Raw genomic sequence first — 25,073 nt, forward strand, 5'->3', positions numbered from 1 at the left:
TTGGATTAAAAATGAAAGCGTATTTTGGCGAAAATATTATGTGCATCTTTCGCCTCAATCGCTTGTTTATAAAGGTTACGTTTACCAAATTTGGCGATCTCATCTTCAAATTCACCACCAAAGCCATAGCTCAAATAAAAAGCGGTTAATTGGCTCAAGGCATATTTGTAGCGCATTTGGAATGCACTTTCGGAGAAAGAGAAATCATCTCGATCTCCAAAGGTTGATAAGTGTCCTTCAGCGTTAACGAGATATCGATTTAAATGTTTGGCTTTGCCAATTACTGATTCGAATTTTAATCGTAATTCTTGGTTGCCTGCGATTTGGTAATCAAGGCTTAACTCAATACTTTGTTCCGTAAAGTTGTATTCATCAACGGTGTTGCCTTCATCCCAGTCAAACCAACTATCACTATTGTATTGCGCAAGAGTAAAACCGACCAATATATTGTCGCTAAACTGCTGCTCGACACTAGACTCAGCGTTGTAAAACGCTCCCGAAAGCCCCTCAGTTCCCAATTCAAACTCAAAAGAAAAGGTTCCCCAATCATACTCTGGAGAACTAATTTCCAATTCAGCAATATAAAATGACGGAAGCCAAACAGATTGATTTCCCCTTGTCAGCAGATCGTCGAAGCCAGAAGTGCCATATTCAATACCAAACTGATATTCAAACTCGGAATCTGCAACCAGCTCAATACTGCTGGCTAAAATACGAGGTAACTTTTCACTGTCATAGTTGGTTTTTATTTCAGTTTCTATAGCAAATGTGACATCTCGAATCGACCATAAATCTAAGTCTGGAATTTGATATTCATACTCATATTCAAATTGTTTTCGGTTAATTCGTTTAACATAACCAATATCGTTAAGTTGTAATTCATCACCATAGCTAAAAACGCTAAACTCATGACTTTGCTGCTCTGATGACTCTACGCTGCCTGTTAACCACCATCCAGTGTCACTATTTGTTATTTGAGCCTGCTCTATTTGAGAATTGATAATGCCTAAATTCAGTTCAGCATCTTCTGAATATGCGTAATTGATGTCTGTAGAAATAATAGTTGCTTTGCGATCAATACTCGGTGTGTTGACATTGTTGATAGAAACCCCTAATTTGCTGGCATCAGTATGATATTGACCTCTCAATACCCAAAAATCTCTTCCTGAATTTCCATTATCTGAGCTTTCAAATGCTGAGAGTAAGCCTAAATCTAATTGCTCTGTGCCAAATGTATATTTAAATGCAGAATCTAAGTCACCAGCATAATCTTCGTCGTAATAAGATTCCCCACCAATTCTTGGTGTATGAACCACTCTTAAATTTTCAGGGCCGACAACATCAAAAATATTCTGATTGTCGTTGAAAAATGGACGTTTTTCTGAGAAAAAACTTTCGATGGCGGAAAAGTTAACCACTAATTCGTCTGACTCTACCTGACCAAAATCTGGATTGACTGTTGCACTTATTTGTTGATTTTTTGTAGGTTTCCAGAAAATCTCGGTGCCGATATCAGTGCTATTGTGATTATTTGCTATATCTCTGTTTACTGATATATAGGGAAAAATGTCAAAATTTGATTCAACCTTGATGACAGCTACTTCTTTGTTGAAATTTTGCAGAAAACTATTCATCGAGGGATTAGCAGGGATAGATGAGTAAGTGGCATTATTTGCCTCATCATAACGAGAGACTGATACTCCGAATTCATGTTGCTCTTGTATGCTAAAAGTCATAGAACTCCACGGGATATAAAGTTCTGTAATCCATGAATTGTCACGTGTTTTAACTGCATACTGCCAGTTATTGCTCCAGTCTAGATCTAACAATTTATTCTGTTTATATATCCCATCATAAAAGTAGCCTTGGTGATTAATCGCAAATACGTAGCTCGTCTGCTGGGTGTTATTCATATCCAACATAATTTGAATATGGTCGTTGGTGAATAGGGTGTCGTTTTCTTGAGTACGAACTCTCAAGGGACTTGCTTTTTTCTTCGCTGAAACTGCGACATATAACCCTTGTTCACTAGTCAATATTTGATAGTAAAAATTGCTATCTGACTTTAATAAAGTTTGAGGGATGACTTGATAATTGTCGGTATGTTTAACTTGTTCCTGCCACTGTTGTTCGTTCAAAGAGCCGTCAATAACGATATCTGAAGCGATAACAGATACAGGAGCAGTCAATGTGAGTAACGAAATCACGTACTTAATTAATGCTTTCATCACAGTACAATGCTAAAAGTTATACGATTCTGGTCGTCTAGAGACACCGAAATAGTTGCGCCAAGTCTTTGGCAATAAGACTTTACAATCGCTAAACCAAGTCCAAAACGTTCTGTTGAAGTTCTAGAGTCATCTTTTTGCCATAAAGGTTCAAAAAACTGATTTAAATCACCCTCGCAACAGTCTCCCTCGCACGTATTTGTAATCTCAACATGTGTTTTCCCTTTCCTAGTTTTGACTACAATATCGATGACCGTGTTTTCTGGGCTGTAGTAAATCGCATTACTTATTAGGTTTGAGAGTACTGTTTCCAGTGCAAACTTATTGGTAGTTATAATAAAAGAGTCGCTTTCAAAATCGGCATTAATTTGCCTATTCGATTTGTTTTCATAACTCAAAACGTTATTGAACATAGCTATTAAATCAACTTCGGTTGTTGGCAGTGCTTGGCTGCTATTGCTCTTTTGTAGTAATAAGATGCCGTTCACTATACTTTTTAGTCTAGTGGAAATCTCCTTAACATCATTGGCTAAGTTGTCGGTAATTTGCTTTTCATGGGGAAATTTAAGGGCAACTTCACTTAAACTGAGCAGCTCAGCGATAGGCGTTTTTAGCTCATGAGCAATATCTGACGTGACCCTTTGCTCCCGTTGGTAAAGGTTACGGTTATCTTGAATAAATTGATTTGTAGCGTTGGCGATAGGGATTAACTCTTCAGGCAAATTTTCAATGGAAATGTCCGCATTATCTGATGTCAGACTAACGTTGCTGAGTTCCTGAGTAAATTCATCAATCGGTTTTAAACTTCGCACCACTACCAGTGAAACTATCTTCCGAACCGTAAATACAGCAATTATTGAGGTCAAAATGAAAATGACATCAACAAACCAGAGAATGTAATTAAGGTCTTCTTTGCTCAGCGCGTAAGCGAACTCCATTGGCTTCTGATTTTTAGCGAATTCTTCTCTGGTAACACCCAATGCTTCTCGAATATCTGAATCAACTTGTGGCAAGAATTTGCTAAACAGCATTCTACCATCTCGTCCATCTGGTAGGGTTATATCTTGAATGATGAAGCGATCTAAATTTACATCTAATCTAGGAAGGTCTTTTACCTCAAAGAATTCCAGTGTATCTGAGCGTTCAAATACTTCATTGTTATACCAAAGCTGAAAGTACTCAGGGTTTTCTTTACCTTCAAATTCAGGCATGAATTCACCAGCAAAATCAAAATCTACTTCGTCTTCATCTTCTTCAACTAAAGTTTCTAGCAGGCCAACTTTATTGATCATCGCTCGATCAAATTCTTTACTAATCCACGTATCAACGCTGATATCCGTAGCCAACAAAATAGCTACTAGCAATATTGAAATTGAAATAGATAAATATCGACTGAGCTTTTTTTGAATTGAATTCACTATTTATTCTCTACAAAATATCCAAAGCCTCGCTTGGTTTTGATGGGCAGATCGTGACCAATTGCTCTCACTTTTTTACGAGCCGATGATAAGTGCGCTTCTAACGAGTTTTTGGCAATTGCATCATATTGTCCAGCTAAATATTCGCTAAGTTTTTCAGGTGATATGACTTTACCTTGATTGGTAAATAAACACTCAACAACTTTGTACTCATTAGGCGTTAAATTTGCGTCAGCTCCTCCACATGTAAGTTGCTTTAAGTGCAAATCTAAGGAGATTGTACCAATATTAATTTTACTGTCGTTAACATTTAAACTGCCTCGGCGCATCAGGCAAAGTAGTCGAACATGTAATTCGTCAAATGAAAACGGTTTAGTTAAGTAGTCGTCAGCCCCATTGAGCAAACCTTCAACTTTATCTTCAGTAAGATCCTTTGCCGATAGGATTAGTACGCGAATATCTTTATTCGCTTGCCTAATCGCTTTTAATATTGTCGTACCGTCAACCGAAGGTAACATTAGGTCTAGTACCAGTAAGGAATAGTCCCCAGCCAACGCCATGCTAAGCCCTTCAGAGCCATCACCTGTGTCATCAACCGTAAAGCCAAGGTTGGACAATCCAACTCTTAAGCTTCTTCTAAGTGATGTTGAATCTTCGATAATTAGAACTTTCAATGAAACGTACCTATCTACAAATATAAGTTAACATAACAACTTAAACTTAAGATTAGCTGAATTTATGCTTAAGATTGCTTGTAACTAACATTTCAAACAGTTTCTGTTAAGGTCTAACTTAAAATTATTCTTCATTACGATCACTATAAATAGTGATGTTTAATCAAATAATTCATATCTGCTTACATGGCATCAATTTACTTAGTCGGAAATTTGCATTAGTATTGGAGCTGTGTATTTGTAAGAGAATTTTATGTCTAAAGCATTTTCAAAAGTCGTAGTAATGACGCTTGTGCTGATTGCCTTTGTTGGGCAAGCATTTGCGTATTCTGCTATGTCTTGTGAAATGTCATCAGGTTCTCATGAATCACACATGAACATGGATCATTCCAAAATGAGCCATCATGAAGGAATGCATCATGGTGAAATGAATAAAAGCAGCAATGGTCAATCAGAAGATTGTTGTGATGTTGAATGTGTTTGTCCGGCAAATGCTTGTTCATCTTTGACAGTTCTAAATTCCAGTGTTGATTCGACAGATATTCAATTATTGAGTGAATCTGTCGCTGATTTACAATTTAATCAACCTCTTTCAATTTCAACCTCTCTTTATCGTCCACCGATTTTTGCCTAATACAGGATTAGTGCGTCCAAATTTTGCGCACATGTAATTAATTTTTCTGTTAGTCAATATAGCGTCGCAGCGCTATAGATATTTTCCAGCGATGTCTGGGGGCAAAAATGATCAATAAGTATTTAAAAATAGCAGTTGTAATGCTGCTTTCACCTGCGTTTGCAAACGCTAATGAACATGACCATGTAGACAATCACGACGTAACACCTTTGGAGTTAATCGTTTACAAAACCCCTACTTGTGGGTGCTGTAAAAAATGGATAACTCATATTGAAGACGAAGGGATCGTTGCGCATTCCAAAGATTTCCGAAACATCGGCAATATCAAAACTAAGTATGGTATTAAGCCTAATTACCGCTCCTGCCACACGGCAGTGAGCAGAAATGGATTTGCCTTTGAAGGTCATGTGCCTGCTAAATTTATTCAGCAGTTCTTATCAGAAGAGCACCCGAATGCGATTGGGCTTTCAGTTCCAGCAATGCCAGTTGGCTCTCCCGGTATGGAAGTTGGTGACCGCTTTATGCCATACAACGTGTTAATTCTATTTAAAGATGGAACGAGCGAAGTATATGCAAAAGTTAAGACATACGAGGAGCAATTCTAATGAAATTGAACGCTTCAAACCTTACTTCACTTTCAACTGCACTAATACTCGGCTTATCTGTATTCTCAGCTCAAGCTGAGAAAGTAGTGTCACTTGAACAAGCTATCACCTTAGCTCAGCAAAATGACCCTTGGCTTCATGGTAGTCGATTGAAACAAAGTGCGGTTGAAAATAGAAGTATCGCTTCAGGTACTTTGCCTGATCCGAGAGTATCGCTAGGGATAATGAATTTACCAACAGATACTTGGGATTTAGATCAGGAAGGAATGACTCAGCTAAAGGTTGGTGTTTCTCAAATGTTTCCGAGAGGAGATAGTCTAGAGATCAAACAAGACCAGTTAAAAATCGAGTCCACGAAATTTCCATTGTTACGCGAGAATCGTAAAGCGAAGTTGAAAAGCCAAGTGTCACAGCTTTGGTTAGATGCCTACTTAGCCCAACAAACCATTAAATTGATTGAAGCGGATTGGGCGCTTTTTGAGCAGATGGCGGAGGTGGCTAAAGCTAGCTACTCAAACGTTGTTGGTAAAACCAGACAGCAAGATGTTATTCGTGCTCAGTTGGAAATCGTGCAGTTAGATGACAGATTAACTTCGCAAAAGCAGAAACTAGAAACGACAATCGCTCGTCTTAATGAGTGGCTTCATATTTACGATTCTGCTCGCTTAAATGAATCATTCAACTTTGATGCACAACCACTAGAGTTTAGCGTTTCAAAAGAATTGCCTTCGATTCGATTAAAGAATCCAACCGTTCTTAAAGCATCTAATTACTCACGAAATCGATTGGCTCAGGAACTTGCGAATCATCCAGCAATACTTGCAATTGATGTGAAACGCAAAGCTTCAGAAAAAGGTGTTGAATTAGCTAAACAGCAATATGAGCCGCAATGGGGTGTCAATGCAAGCTATGCCTATCGTGACAATATGCCTTCCGGTGATAATAGAGCTGACCTATTTTCTGTTGGGGTAACTTTTGATTTGCCGTTGTTCACTGAGAATAGACAAGATAAGCAAGTTGCAGCTTCTATTGCTGAATCAGAAGCGGTTAAAACCGAGAAGTTATTGCTGACAAAACAAATGATCAGTGCGGTGGAAAAGGAGCTTAGACAGCTTAAACGCTTATCTGATAGACAATCTATCTATCAAGAACAACTCCTTAAACAAACTCATGACCAAGCGGAAGCGTCTTTGACGGCATACACCAACGATGATGGTGATTTTGCCGAAGTTGTTCGAGCAAGAATCGCAGAATTAAATGCCAGAATATCAGCCTTAAGAATTGATGTTGATGCCCTTAAAACAGTTGCTCGCATCAACTATTTCTTTGCGCATACTCAATCTAAATCAAATGCTGAACATAAGCCAATGCACACTCAGCACTTATCCAATCAGCAATTTGGAGAAAAATAATGTCAACGAATACAAAAACAGTTATTGCCATCATCATTGGGGCAGCACTAGGTGCTGGAGCATTAAGTTTATATCAAGGTACAGGTTCAAGCAGCAATGGCAATGAAGCTACATCAGCAGAGAAAAAACCGCTGTATTGGGTTGCACCGATGGATTCTAATTACCGCCGGGACAAGCCCGGTAAGTCGCCTATGGGGATGGATTTAATCCCCGTGTATGAAGAAGAATCATCTAGTGACGACTTTGGCCCCGGAGCAGTAAAAATTGCGCCTCATGTTGTGAATAACCTTGGGGTTCGCACTGCACCTGTTGAACTGAAAAATATGCATACTGAAATATCAACGGTAGGTTACGTTCAATATGATGAAGATAAGCTAATTCACATCCACCCACGTGTTGATGGTTGGATTGAAAAACTCTATGTCAAAGCCGCAGGTAATCCTGTAGAGAAAGGGCAGCCTCTGTACACACTTTATTCTCCTCAGTTAGTTAACGCGCAGGAAGAGCTGTTAATAGCGTTAAAGCGCAATAATAGTTCCTTAATTTCGGCGGCGAAAGATCGCCTTAAAGCGTTACAGCTTTCATCAGACTTCATTCAAAAGCTAGAAAAGACACGAAAGGTTCAGCAAACCATCACCTTTTACTCCCCTCAGGCGGGTGTTGTTGATGGCCTGAAAGTTAGAGAGGGCTTCTACGTCAAACCGGGTAATACTCTTCTAAGCATTGGTCAGTTAGATCAAGTTTGGGTTGAAGCAGAGGTGTTTGAACGGGATGCCGCCCTGATTAAAAAAGGTCTGCCAGTATCAATGACACTTGACTATTTACCCGGTGAGGACTGGGCTGGTGTCGTTGATTATGTCTATCCAACATTGAACAGTAAAACACGCACACTCAGAGTGAGACTAAAGTTTGACAACCCAGACTATCAATTAAAACCAAACATGTTTGCACAAGTCTCTATTCACGCTAATCAAGCTGATAGCACCATACTCGTACCTAAAGAAGCCGTCATTCGCACAGGTAAACAAGACAGAGTGGTAATTGCCTTGGGGGATGGGCAATTTAAATCTATTGAAGTGACAATTGGCCGGGTTGATATCGACAGCATCGAAATATTAGACGGCTTAAATGAAGATGATGTTGTGGTGACATCAGCTCAATTCTTGATTGATTCTGAATCAAGTAAAAGCTCTGACTTTAAACGAATGACTCATGATGAAATGCCAAATTCAGTTTGGATGCAAGGTGATGTTAATAGTGTTATGGCTGGACATCGAATGGTTAATATAACACACGGCCCTGCCGAAGCTTGGGATTGGCCTGAGATGACTATGGATTTTAATGTGACAGAGAAAGTCGATATCGATTCATTGAAGTCTGGTCAGTCGCTGCACTTTGAGGTGAGTAAAACCGAAGGTGGTGGCTATGAAATCACTGGTATTCATATCATGAGTGAGTCTGGTGATATGAGCGAAGAAGTACCTTCGGCATCAGTATCAGGTCTAATCAATGCGATTGATATTGATACCCGTATTCTAAATATTAGCCGAGGTCCGATAGAGAAATGGGATAGACCTGCTGCGACGATGGATTTTATCGTCGCGGACAATATAGAAATAGTTGATTTCAATGCTGGTGATAACGTCACTTTCACTTTTGAGGTGAGAGAGGATTTGGTTATCACAGAAATCTCCCTTGAATCAGATGATCAACACGAGCATGAACAAAAAAGTGCTGTTGACCATTCAAACCATTAAGTAGGGAGATAAATGATGATTGAATCAATTATTAGATGGTCGATAGGCAATCGCTTCTTCGTTATCTTAGCTACCTTAATTTTGATTGGTGGTGGGCTATTTTCAATAAAGAATACGCCTGTTGATGCACTACCTGATTTATCTGACGTTCAAGTAATAATTAAAACGAATTACCCCGGTCAGGCACCGCAAGTTGTTCAAGATCAGGTAACTTACCCTTTAACAACCGCGATGTTGTCGGTTCCGGGTGCCGTTACTGTTCGTGGCTATTCATTTTTTGGTGACTCATTTGTTTACGTCATCTTTGACGAAGACACTGACTTATATTGGGCAAGGAGCAGAGTACTTGAATATTTAAGTCAAGTAGCCCCTTCGCTACCCGCTAGTGCGCGTCCACAACTAGGGCCAGATGCGACAGGTGTTGGCTGGGTTTACCTATATTCTCTTGTAGATAAAACGGGCAACTTGGATATTAGCCAATTGCGTAGTATTCAAGATTGGTTCTTAAAATATGAATTGCAAACTGTCCCCGGAGTGTCAGAGGTTGCTGCCGTTGGTGGAATGGTTAAACAATATCAAATACAAGTCGATCCCGATAAGTTAAGAGCCTACGGTATACCACTTAGTCACATTCAAATGGCCCTTAAGCGTGGTAACCAAGAAACAGGTGCCTCTGTTGTTGAAATGGCTGAAGCAGAGTACATGGTTACCGCAACTGGCTATATCAAAAGTATTTCAGATATAGAGTTGATCCCTCTCGGTGTGAACGAACAAGGAACGCCCCTAACTATTGGCGATGTGGCAGAAGTCAACTTAGGTCCACAAATGAGACGGGGCATCGCTGAACTTAATGGTGAAGGAGAAGTTGTTGGTGGTGTGGTTGTTATGCGCTTTGGTGAAAACGCACAAAAAACCATTGATGGAGTAAAAGCCAAATTAGAAGAGTTAAAAAAAGGTTTACCCGAAGGAGTTGAAATAGTTACGGTTTATGATCGCTCTGGCTTAATAGGAGAGGCGGTAGAAAACCTATGGAGTAAATTGCTCGAAGAGCTTGCTGTCGTCGCGATTGTATGTGTTGCATTTCTGTTTCATTTGCGATCTTCGATTGTTGCAGTTGTCACTCTACCTATTGGCATCTTAGCTTCATTTATCATCATGCATATGCAAGGTATCAATGCGAATATTATGTCATTAGGTGGTATCGCTATTGCAATTGGTGCGATGACAGATGGCGCAATAGTGATGATTGAAAATATGCATAAGCATATGGAGAAGACACCGCTAACAGATGAAAATCGTTGGCAAATAGTCTCAAAGGCGGCAAGTGAAGTCGGTCCTGCATTATTCTTTAGTTTGCTCATCATTACAGTCTCATTCTTGCCTGTGTTTATCTTAGAAGCGCAAGAAGGAAGGATGTTTTCACCTTTAGCTTATACAAAAACATATGCAATGGCTGCATCAGCAGGCTTAGCGATAACATTGGTGCCTGTATTAATGGGGTACTTTATTCGAGGCAAAATTGTTTCAGAAAAGAAAAATCCGTTAAACCGATTGCTAATTGCTATTTACATGCCTGTTTTAAAGCAAGTAATGAAGTTTCCAAAATCGACAATTGTAGCAGCAATATTAGTGACTATCGTCGGTTTTTGGCCTGTTGATAAGATTGGTAGCGAGTTTATTCCTCCTCTAGATGAAGGAGATTTAATGTACATGCCGACTACATATCCGGGGATCTCTATTGGTAAGGCAAGAGAGATTCTACAGCAAACCGACAAGCTAATTAAAACAGTGCCTGAAGTTGAAACTGTATTTGGTAAGGTCGGAAGAGCTGAATCTGCAACTGACCCTGCACCGTTAACTATGATTGAAACCTTCATTCAGTTGAAGCCTCAAGAAGAGTGGCGTGAGGGAGTGACAACAGAATCTTTAAAAGCTGAGTTTGATAAGTTGGTTAAGTTTCCGGGCTTAACTAACGCTTGGGTTATGCCAATCAAAACTCGTATTGACATGTTAGCAACGGGTATCAAAACGCCAGTAGGGATTAAAGTAGCAGGATCTGATTTAAATACGATTCAAGAGATTGGACAACAAATAGAGCAATTGTTACCTGAGGTGACCGGGACCGCTTCAGTTTATTCTGAACGAGTTGCAGGTGGACGATATATAAAAGTTGATATTTCTCGTGAGAAAGCAAGTCGTTTTGGATTAAACATCGATGACGTACAACAAGTAGTTTCAACTGCTATTGGTGGGATGAATGTCACTCAAACAGTAGAAGGTCAAGAGCGTTATCCTGTCAACTTGCGATACCCACAAGATTATCGTGACTCTCCAGAGCAGTTGTCGCGCTTGCCTGTTGTCACTCCAAATGGACAACGCATCGCACTAGGTGACGTAGCTGAAATAAAAGTAGAAGTAGGCCCTCCGGGGATCAAGAGTGAAAATGCACGTATTAATGGTTGGACGTTCATTGATATAGAGGGCGTTGACGTAGGTACTTATGTTGAAAGTGCAAAAGAGCATTTAGCTAAAAATCTTATATTACCAGCAGGTTATTCGATTACTTGGGCTGGTCAATACGAATATATGGAAAGAGCCAAAGCCAAGCTTACTTACGTTGTTCCATTGACGCTCGCCATTATTGTTATTTTGCTTTATTTGAACTTCAGAGCGTTTAGCGAAGTTGCGATCATCATTGTGACTTTACCGATGGCAATGATCGGTGGGTTATGGTTGATGTATTTAGAAGGGTTCAACTTCTCTGTAGCAGTTGGTGTAGGCTTTATTGCTCTTGCTGGAGTAGCTGTTGAGATTGGCGTAATAATGTTGGTATATCTCAATCAGGCGCTCGCTGAACTTAAGGAAAAAGCGAAAGAGCGAGCAGAACTCATCTCAGAAGATGAATATCAAGATGCCTTATTGCACGGTGCTGGATTACGTGTTCGTCCTGTAATGATGACAGTAGCGACAATCATTATCGGCCTAATGCCTATTTTATATGGTACAGGAACAGGCTCTGAGGTAATGAGTCGTATTGCTGCACCAATGGTAGGTGGGATGACAAGTGCAGTCCTGCTAACTCTAATTGTTTTACCCGCGATTTATTCAATCGTTAAAAAGCCCGAAGTAAACGCCTTTAACAAGGAACTTTCTAACTCGGAGCTAAAAAACAATGCTTAGAAAAGCTAGGAAGTACCATAAATGGCTTATGGCATTTGTCGGAATACAATTTCTGTTCTGGTCTATAACTGGCGTGTATATGGTGACTATGGATATTCACTATATACATGGCGAGTCCTTAGCTAAGAGTGAGGAAGTTAAAATAGATTTAGCAAGTGTGAATTACTCCATTGCAAAGCTAGCTGCGGATTACCCTCAAGCTAGCCAAGTCACACTTACTCAAAGCATGGGCCGTCCTTTGTATTCTTTTATTAATGGAGATCAGGGGAAAGTTGCAATTGATGCTAAAACTGGGGTTGTTCAGGCCCTTGTAGATGAAATCAAGGCTAAAGAAATCGCGCAATATCACTATGCGCTGAATCATGACATCGACAACATAAGGTTGATTAAGTCAGCGAAAAATATGCCTGCTGAGTTGTCGCTAAGGCACTTACCTGTATGGAGAGTAACGTTTGACCAATTCGCAACACCGACATTTTATATAAGTCAACAAACAGGGGCAATTGTTGCCAAGCGTCATGATTACTGGCGCTTGTTCGATTGGATGTGGCGTTTCCACATTATGGATTACGATGATGGTGAAAATGTATCTAACTGGTTTTTGTTCTTGGTTGCAACTTTGGGGCTAATGGCCGCTATTGCTGGTGCCGTTTTGACGTATTTTCGAGTGTTCTCTGCAAATAAAAAGGAAATCATTTGATGCGACTATTTAAGTTAAATACATCAGTACACAAATGGCTTTCTTTAGTGGTTGGTTTACAACTGCTTATTTGGTTGGGAACGGGCCTTTATTTCAACTTGATGGATCACAGTAAAGCAAGTGGTAATGAGCTTAGAGTTCATTACCATCATGAAGGTAACATTGCAGACTTTATCTTTACACCTATTAAAGACATTACTAGTGAAGCACCTCAAGAAGTAAAACTTATATGGATTTTACATCAGCCTTACTATCATTTTGTGTTCGATAAGGGCCAGCATAGCTACCAAGAGCGCCGCTCAAAGCTATTTGATGCTGTAACAGCAAAGCCATTTAATCTGTCTGAAGAACAAGTACTAACTTTGGCAAAAAGCTCCTACTCAGGTGAGGGTAAGTTAACTACTCCAGTGTTATCTCAGCCTCCATTTTCTGACCACGTGAGGCAGCAAAATCCTATGTGGCAAGTTGTCGTTGAGGATGAGAATAATACAACTATTTATTTAGATAGTATTACAGGCCAAGTGCTTCGCCATGCCAATGATGATTTCAGATTGAAAGATCTGATGATGAAGCTTCACTTTATGGACTATGGCAATTCTGGCGGATCTAACCATTGGTTGATCATTGCATTTGCTTTTGCAACGCTATTCCTTTCAGTTACTGGTGTTACTTGGCTGCTACAAGAGTATCAAAATGGTTTTCTGAGATTAAGTTGGGGTAGTAACAGGAAAAAAGTGGCAGTGACTTTTTCCAATGAAAATACTATTACTGACATCTCAGCAGTTGGCCGCTCAACTGTATTAGAAGGGCTGGCTAGTTCACATGTATACCTTCCGTCAAGTTGCGGTGGTGGAGGTACTTGTGGCAAATGCGTGTTCTTAAGTTCAACTAAACTACCTATCACACTATCTGAGCAGGAACATTTATCAGATGAGCAGCTAAAGGAAGGCTATCGGCTTGGATGTCAGCATAGGTTCTCTGAAATTAGTTCGATTGAAGTTAATACTGATCTCAATATTGAAAATCATGAGCTAGTTGTGGTTGCGACTAATTTCATTACTCCTTTTATCAAGGAAGTGAAATTTAAAGTGAAATCAGGAAAACGATTGGCATTTAAAGCTGGTGCATATATGCAATTTGAAGTGCCAGCAGGGATGAATAGTTTACGCCCAGATGATATGCCTGAGAACTTTGAAGAATACTGGGAAAGTTACTCTCATGGAAGATTTTCTCATGACGGTGTAACTCGTCACTACTCATTCGTTAACTTTGACGAGGAATCAGATGAGTTAACGTTTAATATCCGCTGGCAAACTGCTAAGGATGGTTTTAGAGCAGGTATAGGTTCAAGTTACTTAGGTTCACTACAAGTGGGTGAAACTATAGCGGCAAAAGGTCCTTTTTCTGACTTTTACGCTACTTCAAATAATAAGGTTCGTCGCATTTTTATTGGTGCTGGATCAGGACTTGCCCCTCTGAGATCCATTATTTTTGAACAGTTGAAAAGGCACCATTTTCAAGGTGATATGATACTCATCTATGGTGCGAGAACCGAAGATGACTTGTTATACCAAAATGAGTTGAACTCATTGAGTGAGCAGCATAAAAACTTTTCTTATATTCCTACACTTTCTAACCCTTCAGAACAATGGCAAGGACACTCAGGTTATGTGCAGCATGTGCTATTGACTCATTTGGTTAAAGGAATAGAAGCCTTTTCAACAGAGTTTTACTTATGTGGTCCTGAAGCAATGATGAATGAGCTAGAAAGCATAATTGCAGACGTTGGTATACCCAGTAATCAAATTTTCAAAGACAAGTTTTGTCGTTAATTCCTAAATTAAAAATAGAGGTAAATATGAAAACATTAATTAAATTTTTAACAGTAATAAGCTTAGCATTTAGCAGTACAGTGTTTGCTCATGCAGGGATAAAACTTGAATCTAGTTTGCCTGCGAATAATGCAATGCTGATGGAAGCTCCACAAGAATTATCACTGACATTTAACAAAGGAGTTCGTTTAGTCAAAGTATCTTTAAAAAATAAGCAGGGTAAGAAAGTTAAGTTTGGATTCAAGCCATCAAAGCAAGCGTCCCAAAATTATACTTGGAAATTGCCTAAATTATCTCCAGAAAACTACGTGGTTGATTGGGTTATCTTAGGAAGTGATGGTCACAAAATGCACGGTAAGTTTGGTTTCATGGTTCATTAACGAAACCTAGGGTAGCACTATGGAAATGTATATCTGGAATACAGTCATTGTACTGTCAAAAATTGTATTTTACATCGGCTTTGCCTGTATTGCTGGTTATACATTTTTCAGGCAGATTTTTGTGCACGACGAACCTCATAACAATTCGGTAATAGCGAACCTAAAATGTATAAGGGCGTCGATAATCGTCGCTTTGATTGCAAATGCCATTTGGTTCTTCGCTAGTACTGGTGCGATGGCAGAAGAAGGCATTCAAGGTGCTTTTGACCCTGATATCTTAGACATAATGTGGGACTCTTCTATCGGTGATGGAACTTTACTTAGAGGTCTTGGATTAGTTCTAGCGATATTTGCGATAAAGTCACACATTAAATTCAAATCTGTCGTGCTGAGCAACTGCATAAAACAAAGCATTTTAGGGGTTAGCCTAATAGTGCTTTCATACACCTTTACCTTTATCGGCCATGTATCTGAGCTAGGAGTGTTCGAAAAAATATTGCTGATGCTCCATGTGCTCGTTATGGCTTGGTGGTTCGGAGCGTTGTTTCCACTTAAACAAGCTTGCCATGAACCGGACTATGAGCAGCTCTACTCATTGATGGACAAGTTTGGAAGGCAAGCAAGTATCGCGGTGAGTCTATTGTTAATTGCTGGCCTTTGGTTAGCTTTTCAATTAGTCGGAAATGTTGAAGAAATGTTTAGTTCAAGCTATGGGCAAACACTGTTACTTAAATTAGCTCTCGTGACTTCGATATTGGGCATCGCAGCTAAACATAAATTAAAACTCGTCCCACAACTTAAAAATAAAGATGGCAGAGAAGCACTATCTAAATCTATCTCGATAGAAATGGTAGTAGCTTTTGCCATTTTATCTGTAACGGCTGGACTTACTAGTGTTGTTGGCCCTGCAAATTAAAACTTAAAAGAGAAAATAAAAATGAAAACAATAAATATATTACTCGTTTTATTAATGACGTTTAGCTTCGCAGCAAGCGCTCATGGTGATAAGAACAAAGACAAAGGTTTGTTTAAAGGTATAGATACCCCTGCCGCAAAAGTTGTTTTGGCATTTCATCAAGCACTAGAAACGGGTAATAAGGATCTAGCAAGAGCACAGTTGGCTGATGATGTGACCATCTACGAGGGAGGTCGTGTTGAAAGAAGTGCTGATGAATACGCACATCACCATATGCTGTCGGATATGAAATATCTCGCATCTATGAAGAGCAAAACACTAGAACACCAAGTGACGGTACTTGGAAACACCGCTATATCTGCCTCACGTAGCCACACTCAAGGTACATACAAAGGCAAAGAGCGTGATTATCAAGGTATGGAAACAATGGTTCTCGAAAAGCAAAACGGTGAATGGAAAATCAAGCACATTCATTGGTCACACTAATTTAATAGTCAAACAACGGAGAATTTTAAATGACTAAATATATAGCAATAACGATGTTGAGTTTGTTGGCTTTTTTTGCAAATGCACATGATAAAAGCCACATGAATGACGAAAAGCAAATTACTCACATCATTCATCAAATTAAATATGGTTGGGAAAATGGCGATGGTAAGCCTTTTCGCAAGCACTTTCTTGATTTTAAAGGAGCAAGATATTTTGAATCAGGAGGTCAAAATGTTGGACTTAACGATTTAGTAGAACATCACGTAGAACCAGAAAAGGATGCGTTGGTTTTCTTGAGCTTGGATTTCTCCAATATCCAAATACATATTGAAGATGAATTTGCTTGGGCACTTGCGGATACAGCGGTAAAAGGTGAGGTGAGAAAATCAGGAAAAACTTTCGATAAAACAGGCTTCCAAACGTTTCTATTTAAGAAAGTAGATAGTGAATGGAAAGTGCTCCATACGCATTCCTCAGCAAGAAACCGCCGTTAGTTTATAAAAGCTGGAGTTCTAGCTAAGTCGATAAAAGGACTTATCGTTATCTAGGTAACATGTAGTCGATAATTATTTAAATAATTATCGTTTTGGTTGTTGTTTTTAAGTATAAAAAAATGAATTGTATTGTTAAATTAGTAAAAAATTCGATAAGCATTAGTTTAATTGTAAGTTTTAGTCATACGGCTATGGCAGAAGTAAATAGCCCAAATAGTATTGAACGCTTGACCATTGTAGGCAAATCCAATGGCATTAGTAATATTCCGGGAAGTGTTCAGGTTTTAGCTGAAAAAGAATTAGCCACCTTTGATTACTCTGACATTATGCGAGTACTAACGAGTGTCCCCGGTGTATATGTGTTAGAAGAAGACGGTTATGGTCTAAGGCCAAACATAGGAATGCGGGGGTCGGGCCAAAACCGGAGTGAGAAGATAACGGTTCTTGAAGACAATGTGTTAGCTGCACCAGCGCCCTATTCAGCTCCTTCCGCATACTACTTCCCAACATTTGGGAGAATTCAGCAGTTAGAAGTTCATAAGGGAGCATCGAGTGTACTTTATGGTCCTCGCAATATAGGAGGAGCTATAAATTTGTTGTCGAGGCAAATACCAGAAGAGAACCTTTCAGGCTTTTTTCAAGTGAACGGGGGACAAGATGGTTTCGCTAAAATACATACCTATGTAGGAGGACGAGGCGATAATATTGGTGGCTTGATTGAGGTTTTTAGTTATCAAGCTGACGGCTTTAAAGATATTAATCAAACGGAAGTAGATTCGGGCTTCAACAAAAATGATGTATTGATGAAAACGATGTTTAGCTCAGATGCTTTCTTTGGTACTTATCAAGAAATCGAATTTAAACTGAAGTATTCAGATGAAAAAGCCAACGAAACATACATGGGTTTAACTAATGACGATTACCAAAAAAAACCTTATAGCAGGTATGCCGCATCCCAGAAAGACAACATTGAAACAGAACACTTTCAATTTCAAGTAAATCACTTTGTGCAATTAAATAGTTTTTCTTCAATCGTTACAAGCTTGTATTTTAACGACTTTAATCGTAATTGGTATAAAGCGAGTAAAATTGGAGGGAAAGGTTTATCTGACGGTGGGATTGAGCTTGCGGCTATGTTTGATCATGGGTTGCTAGATGAACCGCTAAACGTCGATTTGAAAGCAAATAATCGAAGTTATATATCTAAAGGGCTTCAGTCTCACTTCGACTTCGATATTGAAGATCACAACCTAAAACTAGGCATAAGAGTTCATTATGATGAAATGGATAGATATCAGTGGATAGATAGCTACAGTCTGAATACAGATTCTTCCATGACATTAACCTCTGCTGGAGTAGCTGGTACTGATTCAAACAGAATTGATAGCGCCGAAGCCTTATCACTATTTTTATTAGATGAATATCAACATGACGATCTGAATATTCGGTTGGGGTTTAGATTTGAAGATGTAGATATAAAAAGAAAAGACTGGGGGAAGGCTGATCCAAGTAGAAATTACTTACCTAAAGAAGCTAAAAATTCGTCATCAGCTTTTCTACCCTCATTAGGCTTCACATGCGCTATGACAGATAATTTTGTTGTATTAGCCAACGTTAATAAGGGATTTTCTCCTCCAGCTCCCGGAAATGAGAGTAGTGAAGCTGAGAAAAGTACCAATTACGAAATTGGCTTAAGAAGTAGTCTAGGTTCTGTTAACAGCGAGGCCATAGTTTTTTATTCGGATTATAAAAATATGCACGGAAACTGTACGGTCAGTCAGGGGTGTAGCGATGATAATGTGGGTGACCAATATAATGCGGGTAAAGTGCAAGTAGAAGGGGTGGAGTTAAAGCTAGGGTATGATTTCACTGCGAGTAATATTCGTTTTCCTATAAATGCCTCCTATACCTATTCAAAGAGTAGGTTTAAGAATAGCTTTGAATCCAAGTTGGATACTTGGGGAGAGGTTTATTCAGGTTTTGAGTTACCGTATATCCCTGAAAATCAATTACAGCTATCACTAGGGGCACATGGAGAAAGCTGGGAAGGAAACTTACTCTTTAGGTATGTTGGGAAATCGCGTTCTTCGGCGGGTAAAGGACAAATACCAGTTGATCAATTAATCGAAGCTAGAACATTGCTAGATTTTCGAGCTATCTATGAACTATCTCATAAACACACAATGAGTATTAGTGTAGATAATTTATTAGGAAAGAAATACATGGTCTCTCGCGCACATGGGTCGATTATGGTTGGAAAACCGCGCTCATTAATATTGGGGTATGAATACTCTTTCTGATTTGAGTTTTATTAGAACGATTATTTTTTGTAGGAGTTAATTATGAAATTAGCTTATTTTGGCGGAGATGTATTTTTTTCCTGCTTCGAATCAATTTTAAATAAAGGCTTTGAAATTACTAAGGTATATATTAATGAGCCAATAGACAGTGCAGTCAAAATTTCACACTACTGTGAAAAATTAGGTATTGAACTGGTGTCAACTAGGCCCTGTTATGAGGATTTATTGCGGTTAATTGACGACGGAGTTGAACTATTTGTTGTTGCTAGCTACAAATTTAAATTACCTCAAACAAGAGTCAACTATGCAATCAACATTCACCCGACTCTACTGCCTGCTGGTCGAGGACCCACACCTTTACCTTATGTTGTTGAAGCCCCTGCTTTTGCTGGAGCAACAATTCACAAATTGGCAGGTGAGTTTGACGCTGGAGATATCATATTACAAGAGAAATTGAGCATTTCAGAAGGTGAATCCGTATCTTCTATAATGGTAAAAACAAGTTTACTGGCAAGTAAACTGTTGAAGAAATTTTTAAACAACTTAGAAGAAGCTTATAGCAACGCTATCCCACAAGACTGCAAGGATTTAAGTTATTGCCCAGCCTTATCTCTGGAAGATAGAGTGCTTAATTGGGATATGAATATTGAAGAGATTAAACGTTTAGTTCGACGGTTTGGTCACTGGGGAGTTTTTATGAAAATTGACAATAAGCCTGTATTAATAAACAACATTGAAGCGGTCTGCTTTGAGCATAATTATGAGACCGGAACTCTAATCTATGAAGACTGTGACTTACTGGCAATTGCTGTAATAGACGGTTTTTTATGTATCCCCAAGTGCAGAAGTATTCAGGGGTAGAGCAGCCATAACTCCATTTTAAGTTATTGGAATTTATTAAAGTGTAAACTATCGTGTTACTAAGGTTTATAGGAAAAAATGTTAAAACTGTTCAACTGGTTAAAAATAGTAATTCTTACGGTGTTAATGACGCAGCACAGCTATATTATTGCTAAACCAATGAACTGCATTGAACATTCCAAAGAGCCTTCAATTACAGAAATAACCCAAAGTAAAGAGCATAAGTATCAGAGTATCGATGTATCCAGCCATCAACACTTAAGTGATAATGACAATATGCAGCACAGTCATACTGATAAAGATTGTGAGAAATGTAAAGTTGGGAATTGTTTGTGTTGTGAAGGTGGCTTTTGTACAAGTTTTCTAGTGACCGCTTACCTATCCCAAGAAGGGCCTTCTTATTTTAAGGTAATTGATTTAGCATCAATTATGCACAGGATCTCATCTCCAAACTCAGGTATTCATTTTATACCCTATCGCCCTCCAATAATAGGCTAATCAAAGGGGTCTTTGACTAGTCAATACAACCCAATATTAAAACATCTTGTTTATTGAATCGGTTCATTAGTATCAGGCAGCTATTTACTGCTACGAAGGGCTTAACTTATGAAATGGTCAATAACATAGAACGAGAGTTGAGAGCTTCGCTTGGTAAGTTTTTTCTAAACATATTTCGCTTAGCAATTAGATAGTCAGTGAAAGTTCTTTCTATATATTTAAAGAAGGTAAAATGCAAAGGAACAGTTATATTGACTTGATAAGAGCTACCGCAATTACATTGATGGTGGCTTTTCATCTTATCTGGGATTTAAACCATTTTGGCTATGTTACAACAGACATACCTAATGGTTTTTTCTGGAAAGAGCTAAGAGCAGTAATCGTCAGCTTGTTCTTGTTTTCTGTTGGTGCCAGTTTGGTTTATTCCTACCAGAACGGTAATTTACCGAAGAAGTTGTATTGGCGGCTATTTAAGATATCTAGCGCGGCGTTCTTAGTGACCTTATCGTCACTTATTACTTTCCCTGAGCATTGGATTTACTTTGGTGTTTTACACTTTATTGCAGTCGCAACAGTATTGTTAGTATGGTTGGTCGGAAGACCTAAACTTGCTTTGCTATTATCTATGCTTACTTTTACAGCATATATAGTTTTAGATATACCTTGGAATTGGCCTTTTAACTATATTCAAGGTTACATTTCAAAACATCCTAGTGACTTAGTTTCTCTGTTTCCTTGGTTAGCTTTGCCGTTGCTTGGTATCTGGGCTACACATTTCAGAATCTTTGGTCTGGACCCAGCCAATCAAAAAGCAATACACCCTTATGTGACATCGCTTAGTCAACACTCTTTACTGATTTATCTGCTTCATCAACCTTTACTTTTTGCTGGTTTTAGCGCCATAGAATGGATCAATTAAATATGAAAGTCGTCTATTTTGGAAACAATCTATTTTCAAACTGTTTGGCACTTTTGATTAAGCAAGGCTTAAGTGTTGAAGCTGTTTATATCAATGATGTAGAGGAAAATGCAAGTATCGTTAAACGGCTTAGTGATATACATAAAATAGTAACACGTTCATTAAAACCGACGAAAGAAGAGCTTGATGAACATATAAAATCTGGAGTGACTCTTTTTGTCGTTGCTGACTATGGATATAGACTGCCGATAACAGATGTAAAATATGCTTTCAATATTCACCCCACGCTTTTACCTAAAGGAAGAGGCCCTACTCCACTAACATATTTAGTTGAGCTACCAGAATTTGCAGGCGTCAGTATACATAAACTCACGGATGTGCTCGATGGTGGAGATATCTTGCTCCAAGAGCAATTTGAAGTTGTACAAAATGAATCCATCTCCTCCTTAATGGTGAAGTCAAGCTTGCTAGCGGAATCTTTACTGCAAACCTTATTAAATGCTCTCGAAGCTATCTATGAGAGCGCTACGCCACAACAAGAACTGTTAGCTACTTATTGGAAGCATCCTAGCATAGAAAGAAGAATCATGTCGTGGCGCAATGACACTCAACAATTTAGGCAAGCAATACGTCAATATGGGCATTTTGGCATCTTAGTAAAATTGAAAGGAGAGCTTGTTATTGTCAGCCAATTAGAGATAACCGATTTCAAACATGACTACAAGCTAGGCTGCATAATTTTTGAAGATCAAGCGTTGATTAGTGTGGCTATTAATGGCGGCTTTGCTGTTCTTATTAAAAGTAGAATGGGGCTAGTAAACTCAGCAGTACTAGAGTAGTTAACATATTAAACGTGTGTACAAAATGCTTTGAAGCTGATTTTAAGTGCTGGGTTAGAACATAGGTTTTAGTTCAAAGTTTGTTCTAGATCATAAAATTGTTTTCATAAAGGGACTATTATTGTAGGTACTATAGAAGGAATTAACATGTTTAGACTTTTCAGGTGGTTTAAAATAGTAATGATTACCGTGTTGCTTACGCAGCATGGCTTTACTGTTGCTAAACCGATGAATTGTGAAGAACATCATAAGGACTCTTTTGATACGCAAATTATGCAACCCGCTAAAGATATGCATCATCAATCAATCAATGACAATAGTCACCATCACGTTGAAAATTCACAAGATGCTAAGCACGATCATGCTGATGAGGAGTGTGAAAAGTGTAAAGCGGGCGATTGTCTTTGCTGCGAAGGTGGCTTTTGTGCAAGCTTTCATTTAAATGCCTTTCTTGTGCAAGAGGAAGAAGCAAGTAGCAGCAATTTTAGCTTAGAATTAATTATTCAACGGATACCCCCGCCAGCCTCTGGCATCCATCTCTTACCTTATCGTCCCCCAATTATTGGCTAATCACGGGATCAGTGCGTCTTTTTTTCGCCAGTCCCATCAAAAATTGAACGATTTATTCATTGGTTTAAATAACCAACTGTTTTGAACAATCAGCACAATATTTTTGGGAGGCATGATGAACATGCTCAAATTATTGCCATTTGCAATAGCTACCGCTGTTGCGAGTGGGCAACTCTTAGCGAATGAACAACAAAATAATAGTCGCTTCGCGTTAGCGGGGTATGGAGACGTAAAATACGAAGACAGTAAATTGATGGATACAAGTGCATTCAGTGCGCGATTTGTACCTATATTCTTGTTTAGTCTCAGTGACAAAATGCATATAGAAGCTGAAACTGAAATCTCAGTCGATGAAAATGGGGAAACTGAAATCGAGCTTGAATACGCTGATATTCATTATTTCCTTTCAGATACAACTACTTTTACCGCAGGTAAATTTCTACTCCCATTCGGCCAATATGGACCGAATCAACATCCTAGCTGGATTAATCGCTCAGCGTTCTCTCCCGGTATTTATGGTGGGTTAGGCGGTCATGGTGGCTATCAACCTATGCAAGGTTTGTTACCCGTGATGAGTGATATTGGTGTTGGCATTCAACACATTATTCCTTTGGGTAAAAATCAGAAGATTTTCTTTGATGTATATATGACCAATGGTCTTGCTGCCGAGGCTCCACATGACGATGAAGAAGATGCTCATGATGATGAACCTGTATTGGATGAACACGAAGAAGAGGTTGTTGATGAACATGCGGAGGAGGAAGAGGAGCATGAAGAAGTAGATGCTCATGCTTGGGAACTTCCAGAACTCGCGTTTGAAGCGACGAGTGCGGATAACAATTCTAATAAAGCATTTGGCGGTCGTATTGCTTATGCCTTTCTTCCGGGAATTGAAGTCGGTGCTTCCTATTACACGGCAAAATACGATGAAAAGCTAGGATTTACAGCAACTGGCTTTGATATCAACTGGATTGGTAACCATTACATCGTCAGAGGGGAATTCATCAAAACAGAAACCGATTCCTTCGAAGAAGATGAACATGAAGAAAACAAAGTGATCACATTTGATCGCAATGGCTGGTATCTCCAAGCAACCTTTATGGCAGGAAAAATGTTCAATGTATTACAGGGAACAGATTTCGTCGTTGAATATGCCGAGACCAATAAAATTAACGAAGCGGAGCGTTGGGCTTATGGCATTAATTACTGGCTAGACAGCCGAGCAGTCATTAAGGCGACATACGAAGATACAACCGTTCAGGATGGTGAAGATGATAAGCGCTTCGCTATTCAATACAGCTATGGCTTTTAAGGGAGACACTTAAATGAAATCAATTATTCAAATATTACTGGTTATCAGTTTATCTCTTTTGTCTGCTTTTAGCATTTATGCCGAAGAGAAAATATCAGGTGCAGAAGTGATCAATAACAACTGTGCAAGATGCCATAACGCTCGTGCTGTTCATGAATTTTCTATTCCTGAATGGAAAGTCATTATGCCGCATATGCGAGAAAAGGCGCATTTAACAGGTAAAGAAACACAAGCTGTTCTTGAATTTTTGGAACTAACTAGCCAAAGCGTACCTTTGGCACAAAAAATAGCGCCAGAAAAGATAATAGCGCCTGACGGAAAGCAATTGTTTACTCAATTTGGTTGCCAAGGCTGCCATTCATTGAAAGGTGATGGTGGCACTGTTGGCCCAGCGCTAGATGAAACGATTAAAAACAAAGGGATCGGCTTCTTTATTAAGAAGCTCCAGAACCCTCAGTTTAATAACTCATCTTCTCCTATGCCTAAAATGCCGCTAAACGAGCAACAGATAAAAGCAATAGCTGAGTACATTAAATCATAAGGAAGCGCTTGACCTGTGTCTTAGACACAGGTCTAAGCTGTAGGTGAGAGTACAAACTTAAGTGAAAAACTAAGGAGTAAATGTGAAAGTAACAGAGCTGGCAAAAAGCCTTGGAACGACTGCTGATACGGTGCGCTATTACACGCGATTGGGACTGTTAAAACCTGCTAAGTCAGTGAACGGCTACAAGTCATACTCGAATAAGGAGGTATCGAGACTTAAATTCATTTTAAGTGCCAGAAACCTTGGTTTTTCCGTTGCTGATATCAAGCAAATTCTTAATGAATCTGAAGATGGTAAAAGTGCGTGCCCATTAGTCAGAAGCCTGATCAAAGAGAGGCTTGAAGAAACAGAAAAACAGTTTCAAGCAATGTTGGCACTTCGAGGAAAAATGTCTTCAGCTCTTTCTCAATGGGAAGAAATGGAAGACAAAGCGCCGACTGCAAACATGGTTTGTCATCTCATCGAAAACTTTGAGCAAATTAAAAAGGCATAGGAGGAAAAATGGTGACTA

The 25,073-nt window shown here is 39.1% G+C and carries 23 protein-coding genes; 20 read left to right on the plus strand and 3 right to left on the minus strand.

All coding sequences use genetic code 11. The annotated features are described in order from the left end of the window. Positions 1 to 5 precede the first annotated feature (5 nt). From LJ740_RS08035 to LJ740_RS08045, 3 genes are read right to left on the minus strand one after another with little or no spacing between them, the layout of a single operon-like run. Complete coding sequence (locus tag LJ740_RS08035; protein ID WP_229528559.1) at positions 6 to 2,228, minus strand: DUF5916 domain-containing protein; 2,223 nt, start codon at positions 2,226 to 2,228, stop codon at positions 6 to 8. Continuing rightward, positions 2,228 to 3,646, minus strand: a complete 1,419-nt coding sequence (locus LJ740_RS08040; protein ID WP_229528560.1) for an ATP-binding protein — start codon at positions 3,644 to 3,646, stop codon at positions 2,228 to 2,230. Before LJ740_RS08040 ends, LJ740_RS08035 begins: the two co-directional genes overlap by 1 nt. Beyond that, positions 3,646 to 4,320, minus strand: coding sequence for a response regulator transcription factor (locus LJ740_RS08045; RefSeq protein ID WP_229528561.1), 675 nt, complete (start codon positions 4,318 to 4,320; stop codon positions 3,646 to 3,648). Before LJ740_RS08045 ends, LJ740_RS08040 begins: the two co-directional genes overlap by 1 nt. Before the next feature lie 253 nt (positions 4,321 to 4,573). Here LJ740_RS08045 and LJ740_RS08050 point away from each other — a divergent pair, with 253 nt between their 5' ends. The 20 genes from LJ740_RS08050 (at position 4,574) to LJ740_RS08145 (ending at position 25,055) form a co-directional block, all read left to right on the plus strand. Beyond that, positions 4,574 to 4,954: a hypothetical protein gene (locus LJ740_RS08050; RefSeq protein ID WP_229528562.1), complete on the plus strand. Its 381-nt coding sequence runs from the start codon at positions 4,574 to 4,576 to the stop codon at positions 4,952 to 4,954. Between the two features lie 107 nt (positions 4,955 to 5,061). Then, positions 5,062 to 5,559 (plus strand): DUF411 domain-containing protein, encoded by a 498-nt coding sequence (locus LJ740_RS08055; RefSeq protein WP_229528563.1) that lies wholly within the window; start codon positions 5,062 to 5,064, stop codon positions 5,557 to 5,559. Continuing rightward, positions 5,559 to 6,971 carry a TolC family protein gene (locus LJ740_RS08060; protein WP_229528564.1) on the plus strand — a complete coding sequence of 471 codons (1,413 nt, stop codon included), beginning with the start codon at positions 5,559 to 5,561 and terminating at the stop codon, positions 6,969 to 6,971. The genes LJ740_RS08055 and LJ740_RS08060 overlap by 1 nt, the downstream gene beginning before the upstream one ends. Next, a complete protein-coding gene (locus tag LJ740_RS08065; RefSeq protein WP_229528565.1) occupies positions 6,971 to 8,728 on the plus strand; it encodes an efflux RND transporter periplasmic adaptor subunit in 1,758 nt (585 codons plus the stop codon). The genes LJ740_RS08060 and LJ740_RS08065 overlap by 1 nt, the downstream gene beginning before the upstream one ends. A gap of 15 nt (positions 8,729 to 8,743) precedes the next feature. Beyond that, positions 8,744 to 11,908 carry an efflux RND transporter permease subunit gene (locus LJ740_RS08070; protein WP_038643444.1) on the plus strand — a complete coding sequence of 1,055 codons (3,165 nt, stop codon included), beginning with the start codon at positions 8,744 to 8,746 and terminating at the stop codon, positions 11,906 to 11,908. Next, the gene (locus tag LJ740_RS08075) at positions 11,901 to 12,608 is read left to right on the plus strand and encodes a PepSY domain-containing protein (RefSeq protein WP_229528566.1); all 708 of its coding nucleotides are present in this window, start codon (positions 11,901 to 11,903) and stop codon (positions 12,606 to 12,608) included. Before LJ740_RS08070 ends, LJ740_RS08075 begins: the two co-directional genes overlap by 8 nt. Beyond that, positions 12,608 to 14,440, plus strand: a complete 1,833-nt coding sequence (locus LJ740_RS08080) for a 2Fe-2S iron-sulfur cluster-binding protein (protein WP_229528567.1) — start codon at positions 12,608 to 12,610, stop codon at positions 14,438 to 14,440. Before LJ740_RS08075 ends, LJ740_RS08080 begins: the two co-directional genes overlap by 1 nt. Before the next feature lie 26 nt (positions 14,441 to 14,466). Continuing rightward, entirely contained in the window at positions 14,467 to 14,820 is a 354-nt protein-coding gene (locus LJ740_RS08085; protein ID WP_229528568.1) for a copper resistance CopC family protein, read from the plus strand. Positions 14,821 to 14,839: 19 nt separating this feature from the next. Beyond that, positions 14,840 to 15,736, plus strand: coding sequence for a copper resistance D family protein (locus tag LJ740_RS08090; RefSeq protein ID WP_229528569.1), 897 nt, complete (start codon positions 14,840 to 14,842; stop codon positions 15,734 to 15,736). 21 nt (positions 15,737 to 15,757) lie between these two features. Continuing rightward, positions 15,758 to 16,222: a YybH family protein gene (locus tag LJ740_RS08095; protein WP_229528570.1), complete on the plus strand. Its 465-nt coding sequence runs from the start codon at positions 15,758 to 15,760 to the stop codon at positions 16,220 to 16,222. Between the two features lie 29 nt (positions 16,223 to 16,251). Beyond that, positions 16,252 to 16,719 carry a YybH family protein gene (locus LJ740_RS08100; RefSeq protein WP_229528571.1) on the plus strand — a complete coding sequence of 156 codons (468 nt, stop codon included), beginning with the start codon at positions 16,252 to 16,254 and terminating at the stop codon, positions 16,717 to 16,719. 119 nt (positions 16,720 to 16,838) lie between these two features. Beyond that, the gene (locus LJ740_RS08105; protein ID WP_229528572.1) at positions 16,839 to 19,019 is read left to right on the plus strand and encodes a TonB-dependent receptor family protein; all 2,181 of its coding nucleotides are present in this window, start codon (positions 16,839 to 16,841) and stop codon (positions 19,017 to 19,019) included. Positions 19,020 to 19,061: 42 nt separating this feature from the next. After that, positions 19,062 to 19,880, plus strand: a complete 819-nt coding sequence (locus tag LJ740_RS08110; protein ID WP_229528573.1) for a methionyl-tRNA formyltransferase — start codon at positions 19,062 to 19,064, stop codon at positions 19,878 to 19,880. Positions 19,881 to 19,958: 78 nt separating this feature from the next. Continuing rightward, entirely contained in the window at positions 19,959 to 20,378 is a 420-nt protein-coding gene (locus tag LJ740_RS08115) for a hypothetical protein (RefSeq protein WP_229528574.1), read from the plus strand. Positions 20,379 to 20,610: 232 nt separating this feature from the next. After that, positions 20,611 to 21,297 (plus strand): heparan-alpha-glucosaminide N-acetyltransferase, encoded by a 687-nt coding sequence (locus LJ740_RS08120; RefSeq protein ID WP_229528575.1) that lies wholly within the window; start codon positions 20,611 to 20,613, stop codon positions 21,295 to 21,297. After that, positions 21,285 to 22,136: a formyltransferase family protein gene (locus LJ740_RS08125; RefSeq protein WP_229528576.1), complete on the plus strand. Its 852-nt coding sequence runs from the start codon at positions 21,285 to 21,287 to the stop codon at positions 22,134 to 22,136. Before LJ740_RS08120 ends, LJ740_RS08125 begins: the two co-directional genes overlap by 13 nt. A gap of 147 nt (positions 22,137 to 22,283) precedes the next feature. Next, entirely contained in the window at positions 22,284 to 22,706 is a 423-nt protein-coding gene (locus tag LJ740_RS08130) for a hypothetical protein (RefSeq protein WP_229528577.1), read from the plus strand. A 115-nt stretch (positions 22,707 to 22,821) separates the two neighbouring features. Beyond that, a complete protein-coding gene (locus LJ740_RS08135) occupies positions 22,822 to 24,018 on the plus strand; it encodes a porin (RefSeq protein ID WP_229528578.1) in 1,197 nt (398 codons plus the stop codon). Between the two features lie 13 nt (positions 24,019 to 24,031). Beyond that, entirely contained in the window at positions 24,032 to 24,559 is a 528-nt protein-coding gene (locus LJ740_RS08140; RefSeq protein ID WP_229528579.1) for a c-type cytochrome, read from the plus strand. Between the two features lie 82 nt (positions 24,560 to 24,641). Further along, positions 24,642 to 25,055 (plus strand): MerR family transcriptional regulator, encoded by a 414-nt coding sequence (locus tag LJ740_RS08145; protein WP_138522053.1) that lies wholly within the window; start codon positions 24,642 to 24,644, stop codon positions 25,053 to 25,055. The last annotated feature ends 18 nt before the right edge of the window (positions 25,056 to 25,073 follow it).

Source organism: Planctobacterium marinum (assembly GCF_020687805.1).
Classification (GTDB): Bacteria; Pseudomonadota; Gammaproteobacteria; order Enterobacterales; family Alteromonadaceae; genus Planctobacterium; species Planctobacterium marinum.

Excerpts from the sequence above, each read along its gene's own strand:
- LJ740_RS08140 (WP_229528579.1), top strand. The coding sequence starts at position 24,032 with ATGAAATCAATTATTCAAATATTACTGGTTATCAGTTTATCTCTTTTG.
- LJ740_RS08050 (WP_229528562.1), top strand. The coding sequence starts at position 4,574 with ATGTCTAAAGCATTTTCAAAAGTCGTAGTAATGACGCTTGTGCTGATT.
- LJ740_RS08125 (WP_229528576.1), top strand. The coding sequence starts at position 21,285 with ATGGATCAATTAAATATGAAAGTCGTCTATTTTGGAAACAATCTATTT.
- LJ740_RS08095 (WP_229528570.1), top strand. The coding sequence starts at position 15,758 with ATGAAAACAATAAATATATTACTCGTTTTATTAATGACGTTTAGCTTC.
- LJ740_RS08090 (WP_229528569.1), top strand. The coding sequence starts at position 14,840 with ATGGAAATGTATATCTGGAATACAGTCATTGTACTGTCAAAAATTGTA.
- LJ740_RS08075 (WP_229528566.1), top strand. The coding sequence starts at position 11,901 with ATGCTTAGAAAAGCTAGGAAGTACCATAAATGGCTTATGGCATTTGTC.
- LJ740_RS08085 (WP_229528568.1), top strand. The coding sequence starts at position 14,467 with ATGAAAACATTAATTAAATTTTTAACAGTAATAAGCTTAGCATTTAGC.
- LJ740_RS08105 (WP_229528572.1), top strand. The coding sequence starts at position 16,839 with ATGAATTGTATTGTTAAATTAGTAAAAAATTCGATAAGCATTAGTTTA.
- LJ740_RS08135 (WP_229528578.1), top strand. The coding sequence starts at position 22,822 with ATGAACATGCTCAAATTATTGCCATTTGCAATAGCTACCGCTGTTGCG.
- LJ740_RS08100 (WP_229528571.1), top strand. The coding sequence starts at position 16,252 with ATGACTAAATATATAGCAATAACGATGTTGAGTTTGTTGGCTTTTTTT.
- LJ740_RS08080 (WP_229528567.1), top strand. The coding sequence starts at position 12,608 with ATGCGACTATTTAAGTTAAATACATCAGTACACAAATGGCTTTCTTTA.
- LJ740_RS08120 (WP_229528575.1), top strand. The coding sequence starts at position 20,611 with ATGCAAAGGAACAGTTATATTGACTTGATAAGAGCTACCGCAATTACA.
- LJ740_RS08055 (WP_229528563.1), top strand. The coding sequence starts at position 5,062 with ATGATCAATAAGTATTTAAAAATAGCAGTTGTAATGCTGCTTTCACCT.
- LJ740_RS08035 (WP_229528559.1), bottom strand. The coding sequence starts at position 2,228 with ATGAAAGCATTAATTAAGTACGTGATTTCGTTACTCACATTGACTGCT.
- LJ740_RS08130 (WP_229528577.1), top strand. The coding sequence starts at position 22,284 with ATGTTTAGACTTTTCAGGTGGTTTAAAATAGTAATGATTACCGTGTTG.
- LJ740_RS08065 (WP_229528565.1), top strand. The coding sequence starts at position 6,971 with ATGTCAACGAATACAAAAACAGTTATTGCCATCATCATTGGGGCAGCA.
- LJ740_RS08110 (WP_229528573.1), top strand. The coding sequence starts at position 19,062 with ATGAAATTAGCTTATTTTGGCGGAGATGTATTTTTTTCCTGCTTCGAA.
- LJ740_RS08070 (WP_038643444.1), top strand. The coding sequence starts at position 8,744 with ATGATTGAATCAATTATTAGATGGTCGATAGGCAATCGCTTCTTCGTT.
- LJ740_RS08115 (WP_229528574.1), top strand. The coding sequence starts at position 19,959 with ATGTTAAAACTGTTCAACTGGTTAAAAATAGTAATTCTTACGGTGTTA.
- LJ740_RS08060 (WP_229528564.1), top strand. The coding sequence starts at position 5,559 with ATGAAATTGAACGCTTCAAACCTTACTTCACTTTCAACTGCACTAATA.